This window comes from Gallaecimonas pentaromativorans (genome assembly GCF_003751625.1).
In the GTDB taxonomy this organism is placed as follows: domain Bacteria; phylum Pseudomonadota; class Gammaproteobacteria; order Enterobacterales; family Gallaecimonadaceae; genus Gallaecimonas; species Gallaecimonas pentaromativorans.
In genome coordinates this window covers 73,962-87,353 of the sequence record NZ_RJUL01000011.1, presented here as the reverse complement: position 1 = coordinate 87,353, position 13,392 = coordinate 73,962, and the positions used below count along the sequence as shown (strand labels likewise).

The window sequence follows — 13,392 nt, the reverse complement described above, 5'->3', positions numbered from 1 at the left end:
TCTTGGGGTCTCGCACTAGAGGCCCCGCTTCATTTTGCAGGGAAGTAGTACCATGGCCAATGCCAAAACCAGTCGCCGGGAGCAGATCCTGCAAAGTCTGGCTCAGATGCTGGAAACCCAAGCAGGACAACGGATCACCACTGCCAAACTGGCCGCCCAGGTCGGGGTGTCTGAAGCTGCTCTGTATCGCCATTTCCCCTCCAAGGCCCGGATGTTTGAAGGCCTCATCGACTTTATCGAAGAGTCTTTGCTGTCCCGCATCAACCTGATTTTGCGTGACGAAAAAGACACCTTGACCCGCATCCACCACATGCTGCATTTGCTGCTGGTGTTTGCCGAGAAGAACCCCGGCCTGACCCGCATCATCAACGGTGACGCCTTGCAGGGCGAGCAAGAAAGGCTGCGCGACCGCATCGAACTGCTGTTCCAAAAGCTCGAAACCCAGCTAAAACAAGTGTTGCGTGAGCGCCGCCTGCGTGAAGGCAAAGCCTTTAGCGTTGACGAAAGCGTGCTGGCCAACTTGCTGCTGGCCTTCACCGAGGGCCGCATCGGCCAGTTCGTACGCTCGGGCTTTAAACACAAGCCCACTGACGGCTTCAATGCCCAGTGGCAGCTTATCGAACAACAGCTGCTCTGAGTTTTTTGCCAGGGAAGCCACCACCAACCAAGGAGAGATCGTTATGGAAACCGAACAGCAAAGCCTGGTGCAAAAGCTGTCTACCCCCCTGTTCCAGGCCAAAGGCTGGATGAAGTTTGTCGGCGTGATGGGCATCATCACCGGCGCTCTGCAAGCCATTACCCTGGTGGGCCTGCTGTGGGCCTGGCTGCCGATATGGATGGGGGTACTGCTGATGCAGGCCGGCTCTGCCATTGAAGCGGCCGAGCGCAGTGGCTCGGTCGAAGCCTTCACTGACGCTCTGGCCAAGCTCAAGACCTACTTCACCCTGATGGGGGTAACAGTGCTGATTGGCCTGGCCATCACCGTGCTGTTTATGCTGCTTGGCGGCATAGGACTCTTGGCAGGTATGGCCGGCATGGGCGGCTATCACTGAGCCGTCCCCCTAATAAAAAGGGCGTCGAAAGGCTAATGTCAGTCAGTTAAGCAAATGCCAGCAAAATAAAGGGCTCCAGAGGGATTTTAGTCATTCCTTCTGGAGCCCTTGCTGTAACTACATTTATCCTAAAGAACAGCTGTTAAATGCTTTCATCCACACGCTGAACAAAACAAGCATAATTATTCAAGAAAGTGGCTAACTGATCAGCATTACGCCAACTAGCGCCTTTTTATCCCAGCTTGCCGCTGGCCAGCGCCAGCACAAAGGCGAAGTCGCGGGCGATTTCCTTAAAGCGCTGATAACGCCCGGAAAGGCCGCCGTGGCCCACCTCCAGCTCGGTTTCCAGCAGCAGCAAGTGGTTATCGGTTTTCAGTTCCCGAAGCCTGGCCACCCATTTGGCCGGTTCCCAGTAGGCGACTTGGGTGTCGTGCAGGCCGCTTCGCACATAGATATGCGGGTAGGCTTGGGGGCGGATGTTGTCGTAGGGGCTGTACGAGAGCATCAGGAAGTAATCGGAAGGGTTATTGGGGTTGCCCCATTCGTCGTACTCGCCAGTGGTCAGCGGCAGGCTGTCATCGAGCATGGTGGACACCACATCCACGAACGGCACTCCCACCAGCGCTCCTTTATAAAGCTCAGGCGCTTCGTTGAGCACGGCGCCCATCAACAGGCCACCGGCGCTGCGCCCCTCGCAAAACACTTGGTCGTGAGCGCCGTAACCTTCGGCAACCAGCGCTTTGGTGACGTCGATAAAGTCATGGAAGCTGTGCCATTTATGCTGGCGCCGGCCCCCTTCATACCAGGCGCGGCCCTTTTCCTGGCCGCCGCGAATGTGGGCCATGGCTACCACGAAGCCTCTATCCAATAGACTGAGACGCGCCATGGAAAAGCCAGGGTCGATGCTGATGCCGTAGGCGCCGTAGCCGTCGATCAGCAAGGGATTGGTGCCGCTTTTAAAGTTGTCTTTGCGCCACACCAGGGTGACCGGCACCAAGGCGCCGTCTCTTGCCGGTACTTCAATACGTTTGCAGTCGTAAAGGGCCGGCTCGACATTGGGCACCGGCTTGGTTTTAAGCAGCGTCTTGGTAAGACCCGCGTCGATGCGATAAAGACTGGGGGGCTGCAGCGGGTTTTGGTAACCCACTAGCAGCTCGCCGGTGTTGTCACTGTGGCCAAGCCAGACATCGTGCACCTCGGCGTCCCAGGTGAGCAGTTGGTTGGCGTCACCTTGCAGGATCCGCACCCGAGGCTGGCCTTCAAAGCGCTCCAGCAGGGCAATACCGGTATCCAGCAGGTCAAAATCTTCCAGTAACACCGCCGGGTTATGGGCCTGGCACTGGCTCATGGCATCAGGGCCAGTGCCGGTTAGCAGCTTGAAATTAAGGGCATTTTCATTGCTGAGCACCACAAAGCGCGCGCCGAGGCGATCAAGGTTGTACTCGATGCCGTCGCGGCGCGGCCAAAATGGCGCTGGCACGTCGCTGCTGCCATCCAGGGGCAACAGCCGCACTTCCGAGGTCAAGGTCGCAGCACAAGACAGCAGCAGCCATTGGCGGTCGCGGCTTTCGCCCATGCCCAGCCAGAAGGTGTTGTCGGTCTCCTCGTAGAGCACCTGTGGCGCCTGGCCAAGCACTTGGCGGTTAAGGCGATAAGGCAGCAGGCTGTCGTCGAGGGTGAGGTAATAGAGGGTTTGGCTATCGCTACCCCAGATCAATTCGCCGCTGATGGCAGGGAAGTGGTGGTCCAGCAGTTTGCCGCTGGTTAAATCCAGCAACTGCACCTCATAGCTGCGATCGCCATTGTGGTCGGTGCTGTAGGCCAGCAAGTTGCCGTCGGGGCTGAAGGCCATGTCGCCTAAGGAAAAGTAACTGGCTGACCCGGCCAACTGGTTGCCGTCCAGCAGCAACTGCCAGGGGGCATCTTCACTGCGCCGCCCCTCCACCAGCGCATATTCCTTGCCGTCCAAGGTGCGCTCGCGAAGCTGCCAAAGGTGATCCCACCAGGGCAGGCTGGCGTCTTCTGGGGCGGTGCGTGACCGCATCTCGTCAAAAAGCTGCTGCTCGAGCTCACCGTTTACCGCCAGCAGCGATTGGGCATGATGGTTTTCAGCCTCAAGATGCGCCATGACCTCTGGGCTTTTGCGCTCGTCGTCGCGCAGCCAGTGGTAGGGGTCGTGGCGCTGGTGGCCGTGGCAATGATGAATGTGGTTTTTTTTCGCGGCAATGGGCGGCATGGCAGAGCCTGACTCAATACAAATTTGCCACCATTATGCCCAACTGGGCCTGGCCTGGTTAGCCCCGCAGCCGATTAACCAAATCGGCCACCTTGTCCGCTGAAAAACCCGGGTATTTGGCTTTTATTACCCCGTCGCCGTCAACTTCATACAGCACCGGCGACAAGATGGCGTCCATATAAAGCACGCTGGGTTTAGCAGCTGTAGAAAGCACCACCATATTGCGGTTACTGGCATCGGCCATGGCCGGCGCCTTTTCATCATCAAAAGCAATGACTAGAAAAGGCACATCGCGTTGTTGACCCAGGTAATGTACCAGCTCATCGCAGGATGGGCAGTTCTCAACATAAGGCAGGATAAGGGTATCCCTGTTGATAAAATCACCCAACCGCGCATTTTTTCCCTGCACCACTACCTTGGTAGAAAGATCTATCTTCATATTCAGGTTGTGCTGCTTTTCCTTTTCCGCCAGTGAGAGAAAACTGGCGTTATTGTTAAAGAACAAGTCCAGGGTGTAGCGCCCGGGCTCGGTCTTTAAAAACACGGCAACAGCCAATGCCAGCACACAAAAGCTGACGGAGAACTTGGCGAAGCCGTTAATGGCCTGACTTCCTGTCATTAAAATATGCTTCCATTCAAAAGTAACTTGGTGATCGCCTGGTTGCGATTTTCGCTTTGCGTCTTTGCTAACACATTATTGAGGTGAAATGAAGCTGTCCTTTCTGCAATATTCAAAATCTTGGCCACTTCCCAGGTGGTTTTACCCTCAGACACCCACTTAAGGCATTCCTTTTCCCTTGGGCTAAGTTTCGGATTTTGCGCTTCCTCCATTAAAATGCGGTTAGCCTGCTGATGAAGCACTTGGAATATGGCAGCCAGCAAATCCACGTTGGCACTGAAGAATCGTACACTATCCGGGTCGCGGAAAAAGAAGGTCAGGCTACCAAAAGACAGTCCCATACCATGAACCGGCGTTACCAAACCAATCAGCCGTTGGCTTTTTAGTGCCTGTTGATAGTTCTTTTTTAAAAGAGGGGACAGAGCGGTAACCTCGGTGTGCTCCGAGGCGTATTGCGCGACAGGGCAGTCCACTGTCTTGCTTTGGGTCAGGCCAGCGCCCCACTCGAAAGGAATGTTGTGCAGGCTCAGTACATCATGGCGAGTCAGGGTGAGGGGTTTGTGCATGGCAAACCAGTAGTGGGTGGCGCCAAGCTGACGGGTCAGGTTGCCCAGGCTCTGGCCCAGGCTGGCCCTGCTGTCAATGGCCCTGGCATCAGCCAGAACGCTACAGATATCAATGTGCCCTTCCATGTTCTTATCCTTAACGACCGTGGTGTGGTTCCACAGTAGGAACATGGCTTTGGTATGACTATAAGGAGCAGCTGATATTGGGGTGACTTTTGCCAAGTCACACGAAAGTCACACAGCACTGGCAGGCAAGAGGGCTTTACATCACGGGTTAGCAATCAATGACCTATATGCCGTCACTAGGCATTTACCGCCATTGATACATCTGATAATAATAGTCCTATCAGGGAAATAGGTTGGCACGTAACGTGTTAAAAGTAGGACGTTTTTATATCAATCCCCAGCAGCAGCTCTTGCTGGACGAAAATAAAAATGAGATCGCCCTCGAAGCGAAAGTTCAGGAGATCCTCTTTTATCTTTTCGATAATCGTGACCGTTACGTCTCCTTAGAAGAACTACACGAAAACGTTTGGTCTGGTCGCATTGTCAGCGACTCCGCCGTCAGACGCACCATCAGCAAACTACGTAAACTCTTTGATGATAACGGTGAAGAAGCCGAGTATATCAAGTCGGTAGTCAAAAAGGGTTATAAATTTGTTTGTGACGTAGAGGAAGAAGAGAAGGAAGAGGAAAGTCAACGTCCTAAAAATAAATTTCGGATAAAATGGAAGAAGGTCTTTTATTCATTTCTCTACATCGCCTTTATAACTTTATTCATCTTTATTGCTAACACCACATTTTTCAAGATTGATACCCTTGTACAAGAGCATGTTCTAGCGGTGACAAGAAACCCGCAAAATGGTGACTATGCCTATATCGGTTATTCTCCTGGCGATACCCGATACCAGCTATTTTATCGCCCGGATGAAACCAGGAATGACGAAATACTGGCTTTTTCACATGACCCTTTGCTAAGTCCAATTTTTATAAAAAATACGATATGGGTAGGCTGGCAGAGTATTGATAGCTGCGGTTTACTCAAGGTCGATATCAAAACAAAAAAATCGTCAAAAATATCGCTAAACTGTTCTACCCTAGTGCATATGTCGATTGTTAACAACGGCGAATTTCTTATTACAATGAGGCCAAAACAAGATGATACTTATCAATCCTACTTGTTTAAAATAAAAAATGAGAAAACGTTTCCAATAAGCGACGCAAAAATGGAAACTCCATTTATTGCCAGCTTATCATCCGATGAAAATATACTGGCCATGTCATATCCGAGTTTACGGGGCAGCACATTAAGGCTTTTGGATCTAAAGAACAACTTACAAATTAAAAATAATGACATCCCTGAAAAGATCATACAGTTACGCTGGCAAGATTCAGTATTAAAACTCGCCACTGAAAGTTCACTATATAAGTTAGACAACAAAACAGGTGCTTTAGAGAAATTCGATGTACGAACAAATCTATCCAAAAAAACCAAAATAATTGACTTTTCTATTTACGCTGGAAAGGTGCAAGTTCTTCATGAAGAAGATAAGGATACAACTCAGCACCTAAATACCTACATCGAACGTTCAGGGCATCTTGAACTTTTTAATACGACATTCCTCGATCCTCACATGTTACCCGTACTTAATGACAGTTCAGTCTTCATTGATCACCAACCATCAGGCTACATCCTAAAAAACATAAGCGATCAGAAAATTTTAGCCACCAGCAATAATTTGATTCAAGTTTTGACATCGATTGAAAAAAATAAAAGCATTGTTATATTTAAAAACAATAAATTGGAAATAATAAATAAAGAAAAGGGAACTCTACAATACCGATTAGATGCTCAAGGAGATGTTAAACAAGCTATACCAGTTCCAAACATGGATGCATTATGGCTTATCACATTATCTCCCGCTGGTTGGCAGACATTGTTATGGAATTATAAAAATAACAGCTTATCCGCATTGGCACTACACGAGAGGATAAGGTTTTTTATTAATGGAAAACTATTTTGGGTAGATAGTAGAGATGGAATAATCAAGTCAAAAAGCAAAAGTGGAGATATTATCTACTTTAGTAAACCATTGCACCTGTCCCCAGAAAGTACTTGGATAGTAAGTGATGATAGCTACTTATGGTTCACAGAGCCAAGACCTTATGTCACTGATATTTATAAAATTAAAGTAGGGAGTGAGCAGCCCCCCTCAATTGAACTGAGAATTCGAGGTTTATTAGATATCAATCTAAATGAAAAAAATCAACTTACCCTCTTACTAAATCAGCAACCACAAAGTCTGCTATCTAGTTCATTTCGATTATTTTCATTATAAGGGCTTACCGAAAACATAATCTTAAAAGACAAAGAATCAGCACTTAATATTTATTTAAATTCTTTATTTAACTGAATGGTGGACTTTACCCACTTTAACGGACACGCATCGCTAACTCACTGAGAGGACGTCGATGCCTGCTTACAAGACCGGAAAACGCACTCAGCAGTACAGCCTGGAGTTCTAAATAACTGATCCTAATTGTGCTCCACCTTGCGGATACCATGACCACTGCCAGGGAAGGGTGAAACGGTCTCGGGAATTCAGATAATAAGTGCAACACTCATGGATGAACGGCGGGAGTTGGCCAACTGCTGACAGTGGTACGCTTCTTCTCGCCAAAGACAAAGCAGTATCACCATGAGTTATCAGCAGTTGACCGAGGGCAAACGATACCAGATCGCCGCCCTTATCGCCCAGGGGTGTTCCCGGGCCGACGTCGCCAAAGCCATCGGCGTCCACCGCACCACCCTGTACCGGGAGCTCAAGCGCAATAGTCTGGACGGGGTTTATCAGCCACAACAGGCGCATGCTGCCACCTCGACACGCAGGGCCCAGGCCCGCAAGTACCGGGTGCCTACGCAGACCCTTGAGTATGTCGAGTTGACCCTTTCCTGGCAGTGGAGTCCGGAACAGATCAGTCAGCTCAGCCATCGCATCAGCCGGCCGGTGAGCCATGAATGGATCTATCGTCATGTCGCCGCCGATAAGGCCCGAGGTGGCAAGCTTTATAAGGCCTTGCGCCAGGGCCATAAGCGCTACCGCAAGGGCCGCCACCCTAAGCGTGCGGTGATAGCCGAGCGCCGCTCAATAGAGGAATGTCCCGCCATCGTCGACAGTAGGGAACGCTTTGGCGACTGGGAAGTGGACACGGTGCTGGGTAAGCAAGGCAGTGGTGCCTTGGTGACCCTGGCCGAACGCAAGAGCCGCTTCTACCTGGTGCGCAAGGTCAAAACCAAAGAGGCCAGTGAGGTAAGCGAGGCGATCATCGATATGCTCAAGCCCTACCAGGCCCATGTGCATACCATAACGGCGGACAATGGCAGCGAGTTCGTGGAGCATAAGGCCATCGCCAAGGCATTGGCGGCAGACTTCTACTTCGCCCACCCCTACAGTCCTTGGGAGCGCGGCCTGAACGAGAACTTCAACGGCCTGCTGCGCCAGTACATCCCGAAGGGCACGGATCTGTGCACGGTCAGCACCGAGGATGTCAGGATGGCACAGCAGCGATTAAACCTGCAGCCGCGCAAATGCTTGGGGTTCAGGCAGCCAGCGCTGGTATTCCAAGAATACCTACAAGCAGCATAGGCGGGTGTTGCACTTCAGAGTTGAATTCGCGCTCCATGAAGTGACGAACCCTGCCCAGTAATTGCCACATCGTTTTGCATCGGTGATTGCGGGTAATGGTTTCGTGCAGCGCCTGCCAGAGCCGTTCTATACGGTTGACCCAGGGCGAGTAAACCGGCTGGAACACCAGCTTGAACTTGGGATTGTCGGCCAGCCAGCGCTGCGTCTTCCGGCTTTTGTGGATGATGTAGTTGTCCACCACCAGGGTGATGCTTTTCGCTTGCCGATAGGTGCTGCGCAGCTTGCTCAACATGGCAATGAACAACCCCGAGTCCTTACTTTGCCCCGAGACATACAGCACTCGCCCGGTTTTGGCATGGAGCGCGCCCGCCAGATAGTGCTTGGCGTTCTGGCCCGGCGTGGCCACCCGTCGTTGCTGGCCTCGCGGCATCCAGTCCGCTCCCATTTTCGGGTTGAGGTGGATATCCACTTCATCTTCAAAGAACACCGGATGCTTGTGGCTGCACTGGCTAAGGGCCTGTTCGATAGCCTGCATCTTCTCGGCCTTATAGGGATCTTTGATATGCAACGTTGGCGCGGCCCGGCGCCAGACAATGCCGATACGAGGCAGCCAGCGGCGGACGGTGGATGCGCACAGAGTGCTATTGAGCATCCTATTGATTTCCATAGCCAAGATTTCGGTGCTCCAACGCGACCGTTGGTAGCCGAAGTCCGTTGGCGTGAGCGCGGTCAAGGCCTTGAGCAAGGCGGTGATATGCGCGTAGGGCAAACGCCGACGGCGCCCCGCCTGCAAGCTTTCCAACCCATCCAGACCTGCTTCTTGATACCAATCCAACCAGCGACGCACCGATGAACGTCCAGCGGCCAAGAGCGCGGCGGTGGAGGACACGGAATGCCCCTTATCCAACAAGAGAATGGCGTTGAGCCTGCGGCAGAGGGCCTTGTCTAAGGTGCGATGGAGACGCGAGGTCAGTTCACGTCGTTCGGTGGCGTTGAGTCGTGGTAGCATGGCGAGAACCCGGTGTCCGGCGGTAGGTTTTTGTTTGGCGACAGATCTGATCGCACAAACGGACCCGGGTTCCCTTCTTTGAGTGATCTACTATTCGGAACAGTTATTTAGCTGTTCTGACTCTTTCTCTTTTTTCTCTTGGTGACGCACATACCGTCTGATTATCGCTTCATTCACACCGACTGAGTCCACAAAGTACCCTCTCGACCAAAAGTGGTTTCACCAAAGTTTTTGCTTGCGCAGGTATGGAAACTTATTGAACAACCGTATTGCGCTACGCCCCTTCAAGAAACCCATCAACTCCGATATCGACAATTTTGGCGGAACACTTACCACCAAATGGACATGGTCCACTTGGACATTCAACTCCAATACCTCGCACTGTTTCATGCTGCAGTACACGTAGATACTTCGGTAGACCTCTTTTCCTACATTGTTCTTCAAAATCCGGTGCCGGTATTTCGGTGTCCAGACGATGTGATATTGCAGGCGCCAGTAGACGTACGATGATGATTTGTAACGGCTCACGCTAGTTACTCTCCTTCGACTGTTGGTAGCAATCGTTAGCTAGTGTCTAGCGTGGGCTCTCTACGGGCATAGCCCCGACTTGACGATCACCACCTCCATAGGAGGTGGTTTAACGCTGAAAGTAAAAAACCACCTTCTTAGAAGGTGGCTTTGAGAGAAGGCCCCCTAGAAGGGGGCTTTCGTCTTTATGAGCCCACTGACAGTAGTTCTAGCTGTTCTGACTCTTTCTCTTTTTTCTCTTGGTGACGCACATAACGTCTGATTATCGCTTCATTCACACCGACTGAGTCCACAAAGTACCCTCTAGACCAAAAGTGGTTTCCCCAAAGTTTTTGCTTGCGCAGGTATGGAAACTTATTGAACAACCGTATTGCGCTACGTCCCTTCAAGAAACCCATCAACTCCGATATCGACAATTTTGGCGGAACACTTACCACCAAATGGACATGGTCCACTTGGACATTCAACTCCAATACCTCGCACTGTTTCATGCTGCAGTACACGTAGATACTTCGGTAAACCTCTTTTCCTACATTGTTCTTCAAAATCCGGTGCCGGTATTTCGGGGTCCAGACGATGTGATATTGCAGGCGCCAGTAGACGTGCGATGATGATTTGTAACGGCTCACGCTAGTTACTCTCCTTCGACTGTTGGTAGCAATCGTTGGCTAGTGTCTAGCGTGGGCTCTCTACGGGCATAGCCCCGACTTGACGATCACCACCTCCATAGGAGGTGGTTTAACGCTGAAAACAAAAAAGGAGGCCTGAGCCTCCTTCTTTTTTAGAACCGGTAACTGGCCGAGGCGTATACCCGGCGCCGCTCGCCAGGGAACTGGCCGGTGCGCCCTAAAAGGCCGCTTACCGCATAGGCCTTGTCAAAGAGGTTTTTGACATTGAGCTGGAACTGCCAGGCCTGCCACTGGGTTTGCCAGGACGCATCAAACACGGTGTAGGGCTTGATGCGGTTGCCGTCCTGGTCGAACTGCTCGGACACATAATCGGCGCCAAAGGCGATGGCCGAATCCAAGGCGGTGATGTCATAGCGGGTCCAGAGCCCGAACTGATGGCGCGGGGCATTGGCAAAACGCTTGCCAACCGAGCGGCTGATACCGCTGGTAGCGTCTTTTACCACCGCGTCGTTGTAGGCGTAGTTGGCGTTAATCACCCAGTTCTCACTGAGATCCCCCAATAAATCCACTTCCACACCCTGGCTGCGCACCTTGCCCAGGGCAATTTGCCGGTCGGTATCATCTGGGTCGGTCTGCAGGATGTTTTTGCGCTCGATATGGTAGGCCGCCAGGTTGAGGTTGATGGCGCTATCAAACCAATAGCTGCGCAGCCCAAGCTCGGCCTGCTTGCTCTCTTCCGGGTCGAAAGGCCCGCCATTGCTGGCCAGCTGGCTCGACACATCCTGGGGGGTAAAGCCGGTAGACCAGCTTACATAGGGATGTAAGTGCTCGTTGATCTTATAGGTGCTGCCCAAACGGTAGGAAAAACCGGTGTCGTTATAGTGCTCTTCGCCGCCGGCGATGTTGTCCAGCACCTTGTCGTCAAAACCGTCCAGGCGGGCGCTGCCGGTAATATCCCAAGCCTGGGTGATACGCCACTGGTCCTGCAGGTAAAAGCCGTAACGCTCGGCGGTGGTGTCAGAATCGGTTATTAGCCGCATCCGGTAACTGGCCGGGTCGGTCACCCCGTATTGGGGGTTGCTGTAACTGAGCCCCACTACGCCATCGGCAGTGCGGGCTCGCTGGTAGTAGAAATCTTCTTTTTGATGGGAAAAATCGCCCCCCAAAAGCAGGGTATGGGCGCCCAGTTCGGCCACCAGGTTGGCGGTAACCGAGCCAGCCTTGGTGTCGCGGGTTTGGTCGCGGTACTGGCGCTCGGTGTAGTCGGCCAGGCCATCGCCGTTGGTGTCGTCGGCGCTGGCTGGCTCATGGTACTTCTGGCGCTCGGTGTTATCGAAATAGCGCACCGTTACGTCGGCCGACAGCCAGTCGTTAAAATCGTGGTCGAGCCTTGCCTGGAAAACGGTGGCGGTAAGGCGCAGAAAATCGGACTTCTCGTTGGCATTCCAGCGCATGCTGGCCAGGAAGTTACCTTGGCTGTCGGCCGGTATACCCCGGAGCCGGGCGCCTGCTTCGTTTTGGCGCACGTCGGTCAGTTGCAGGGTTAGGGTGCTGGCATCGCTTAAATCGATGGCATAGCCGGTGTCGATGATGCGGCGGCGGTTGTCGGTATTCCAGCGGTAGGGGTTTTCGTGGTCCTGATAGAGCCCGAGGCGATAGCGCTGGTCGGCGGCTTGGGTCAAAGGGCCGGAGAGCTCCAGGCTGCCACTGACAAAATCGTCGTTACCGGTGGTGAGCTTGATGCGTTTATCCGCCTGGTAGCCGGGCTTTTTGGTGACGTAGTTAATCAGGCCGCCCGGGTCGCCAGCGCCATAAAGGGCGCCGCTAGGGCCTTTTAGCACCTGCACCTGCTGAATATTAAAAAGCTGCGGCGTGGAAACATCGCCATAAGGGTCGCCCCGCACGCCGTCGTAGCGCACGTCATTTTGGCGAAAGCCCCGGAAGGTCACCGAAGCGTAGTTGTATTGGCTCACCCCGCTGATGGAGCGGTAGAGGTCGGTCACCTCGGTGGCGGCCTGATCTTCAATCAAGGAGAGCGGCAGAATTTGCACCGACTGTGGGGTGCGCTCCAAAGGGGTGGCGGTTTTCATGGCCACCGAGCCGTCATCAATACGGTACATGGACTGGGCCCGCCCCTTGACGGTGATGCGCTCTATGTCGCTGTTGTTGGCGTCATCGGTCGCTGCCAGTATCGGCAGGCTGTAGGCCGCCGCAAAGGCCGCCAGGGGGAGCAAGGCAAAAGACTTCATTTCCAGCCCGGGTTGAAACCACAATGGCGGAAGAATTTAAATGAAAAACATTCTCATTTCAATGCAAATCCACCGGCGCGGGTGTTAGCGGGGTGTAGATAAAAGAAAGGCCAGACATCACATCTGGCCATAGTCCTTGCAGACAATTGAAAAGGCGTAACGCCTAAACATCCGTGTTTACTTGCAACGCCGGGTTAGACGCCGTACTGCTGGCGATAGTTCCGTACCGCTTGTAAAGATTCTGCCAGCTCCGGTTTTTGCTCCAGGTAGCTGATGAGGTCGGCCAGGGTGATAATGCTCACCACGGCGCAGCCGAAATCGCGCTCCACTTCCTGAATAGCCGACAGCTCGCCCTTGCCCTTCTCTTGGCGATCCAGAGCAATCAGCACCCCGGCAAGCTCGGCGCCTTCGGCTTGGATGATGTCCATGGACTCGCGAATGGCGGTACCGGCGGTGATCACATCGTCCACCAGCATTACCCGGCCTTTAAGTGGGCTACCTACCAGGCTGCCGCCTTCGCCGTGATCTTTTTTCTCTTTGCGGTTAAAGCAGTAGGGGTAGTCGCGGTCGTGGTGGTCATTGAGCGCCACAGCGGTGGTGGTGGCGATGGGAATACCCTTGTAAGCCGGGCCGAACAGCAGGTCGAATTCGATGCCGGAATCCACCAGGGCATCGGCATAAAAACGGCCCAGTTTGGCCAGATCGCGGCCGGTGTTAAAGAGGCCGGCGTTGAAGAAATAGGGGCTCTGGCGGCCGGATTTGAGGGTAAAGCTGCCAAAGCGCAGTACTTGGCGTTCGATAGCAAATTCAATAAAGGCTTTTTGATAGGCTTTCATGAGTTGGTCCTATAAAAAACG

11 protein-coding genes and 1 pseudogene are annotated in these 13,392 nt (G+C 52.8%); 4 read left to right on the top strand and 8 right to left on the bottom strand.

Features of this window, described 5'->3' with window-relative positions; all coding sequences use genetic code 11:
* Positions 1–52: 52 nt before the first annotated feature.
* A complete protein-coding gene (slmA, locus tag EDC28_RS17615; protein ID WP_050658905.1) occupies positions 53–637 on the top strand; it encodes a nucleoid occlusion factor SlmA in 585 nt (194 codons plus the stop codon).
* 43 nt (positions 638–680) lie between these two features.
* Positions 681–1,052 carry a DUF5362 domain-containing protein gene (locus EDC28_RS17610; RefSeq protein WP_123422482.1) on the top strand — a complete coding sequence of 124 codons (372 nt, stop codon included), beginning with the start codon at positions 681–683 and terminating at the stop codon, positions 1,050–1,052.
* A 232-nt stretch (positions 1,053–1,284) separates the two neighbouring features.
* Here the strand turns inward: EDC28_RS17610 and EDC28_RS17605 are convergent, their stop codons facing one another.
* The 3 genes from EDC28_RS17605 to EDC28_RS17595 are packed head-to-tail and all read right to left on the bottom strand — an operon-like array spanning position 1,285 to position 4,599.
* Positions 1,285–3,288 carry a S9 family peptidase gene (locus EDC28_RS17605; RefSeq protein ID WP_123422481.1) on the bottom strand — a complete coding sequence of 668 codons (2,004 nt, stop codon included), beginning with the start codon at positions 3,286–3,288 and terminating at the stop codon, positions 1,285–1,287.
* Between the two features lie 58 nt (positions 3,289–3,346).
* Positions 3,347–3,907 carry a hypothetical protein gene (locus EDC28_RS17600; RefSeq protein WP_123422480.1) on the bottom strand — a complete coding sequence of 187 codons (561 nt, stop codon included), beginning with the start codon at positions 3,905–3,907 and terminating at the stop codon, positions 3,347–3,349.
* Positions 3,907–4,599 (bottom strand): helix-turn-helix transcriptional regulator, encoded by a 693-nt coding sequence (locus tag EDC28_RS17595; RefSeq protein WP_170164166.1) that lies wholly within the window; start codon positions 4,597–4,599, stop codon positions 3,907–3,909. Before EDC28_RS17595 ends, EDC28_RS17600 begins: the two co-directional genes overlap by 1 nt.
* A 233-nt stretch (positions 4,600–4,832) precedes the next feature.
* On the opposite strand from EDC28_RS17595, the gene EDC28_RS17590 reads away from it, so the two are divergent.
* Together EDC28_RS17590 and EDC28_RS17585 are read left to right on the top strand one after the other, a co-directional pair.
* The gene (locus tag EDC28_RS17590; RefSeq protein ID WP_244946608.1) at positions 4,833–6,812 is read left to right on the top strand and encodes a winged helix-turn-helix domain-containing protein; all 1,980 of its coding nucleotides are present in this window, start codon (positions 4,833–4,835) and stop codon (positions 6,810–6,812) included.
* 360 nt (positions 6,813–7,172) lie between these two features.
* The gene (locus EDC28_RS17585) at positions 7,173–8,120 is read left to right on the top strand and encodes an IS30 family transposase (protein WP_123422478.1); all 948 of its coding nucleotides are present in this window, start codon (positions 7,173–7,175) and stop codon (positions 8,118–8,120) included.
* Here EDC28_RS17585 and EDC28_RS17580 read toward each other — a convergent pair.
* From EDC28_RS17580 to pyrE, 5 genes and pseudogenes are all read right to left on the bottom strand, one after another.
* Positions 8,074–9,129: an IS630 family transposase gene (locus EDC28_RS17580; RefSeq protein ID WP_244946607.1), complete on the bottom strand. Its 1,056-nt coding sequence runs from the start codon at positions 9,127–9,129 to the stop codon at positions 8,074–8,076. The genes EDC28_RS17585 and EDC28_RS17580 overlap by 47 nt on opposite strands.
* A 90-nt stretch (positions 9,130–9,219) precedes the next feature.
* A pseudogene (gene tnpA / locus EDC28_RS17575) lies at positions 9,220–9,657 on the bottom strand (IS200/IS605 family transposase).
* A 185-nt stretch (positions 9,658–9,842) separates the two neighbouring features.
* Complete coding sequence (gene tnpA / locus EDC28_RS17570) at positions 9,843–10,286, bottom strand: IS200/IS605 family transposase (protein ID WP_123422477.1); 444 nt, start codon at positions 10,284–10,286, stop codon at positions 9,843–9,845.
* Between the two features lie 152 nt (positions 10,287–10,438).
* Positions 10,439–12,535 carry a TonB-dependent siderophore receptor gene (locus EDC28_RS17565; protein ID WP_123422476.1) on the bottom strand — a complete coding sequence of 699 codons (2,097 nt, stop codon included), beginning with the start codon at positions 12,533–12,535 and terminating at the stop codon, positions 10,439–10,441.
* Positions 12,536–12,729: 194 nt separating this feature from the next.
* On the bottom strand, positions 12,730–13,371 hold the full coding sequence (gene pyrE, locus EDC28_RS17560) for an orotate phosphoribosyltransferase (protein ID WP_123422475.1): 642 nt from the start codon (positions 13,369–13,371) through the stop codon (positions 12,730–12,732).
* Positions 13,372–13,392: the final 21 nt, after the last annotated feature.

What these genes read in the sequence shown, in the direction of transcription:
- EDC28_RS17595 (WP_170164166.1), bottom strand. Translation starts at nt 4,599, where the DNA reads ATGGAAGGGCACATTGATATCTGTAGCGTTCTGGCTGATGCCAGGGCC.
- pyrE (WP_123422475.1), bottom strand. Translation starts at nt 13,371, where the DNA reads ATGAAAGCCTATCAAAAAGCCTTTATTGAATTTGCTATCGAACGCCAA.
- EDC28_RS17600 (WP_123422480.1), bottom strand. Translation starts at nt 3,907, where the DNA reads ATGACAGGAAGTCAGGCCATTAACGGCTTCGCCAAGTTCTCCGTCAGC.
- EDC28_RS17565 (WP_123422476.1), bottom strand. Translation starts at nt 12,535, where the DNA reads ATGAAGTCTTTTGCCTTGCTCCCCCTGGCGGCCTTTGCGGCGGCCTAC.
- EDC28_RS17585 (WP_123422478.1), top strand. Translation starts at nt 7,173, where the DNA reads ATGAGTTATCAGCAGTTGACCGAGGGCAAACGATACCAGATCGCCGCC.
- EDC28_RS17580 (WP_244946607.1), bottom strand. Translation starts at nt 9,129, where the DNA reads ATGCTACCACGACTCAACGCCACCGAACGACGTGAACTGACCTCGCGT.
- EDC28_RS17605 (WP_123422481.1), bottom strand. Translation starts at nt 3,288, where the DNA reads ATGCCGCCCATTGCCGCGAAAAAAAACCACATTCATCATTGCCACGGC.
- EDC28_RS17610 (WP_123422482.1), top strand. Translation starts at nt 681, where the DNA reads ATGGAAACCGAACAGCAAAGCCTGGTGCAAAAGCTGTCTACCCCCCTG.
- slmA (WP_050658905.1), top strand. Translation starts at nt 53, where the DNA reads ATGGCCAATGCCAAAACCAGTCGCCGGGAGCAGATCCTGCAAAGTCTG.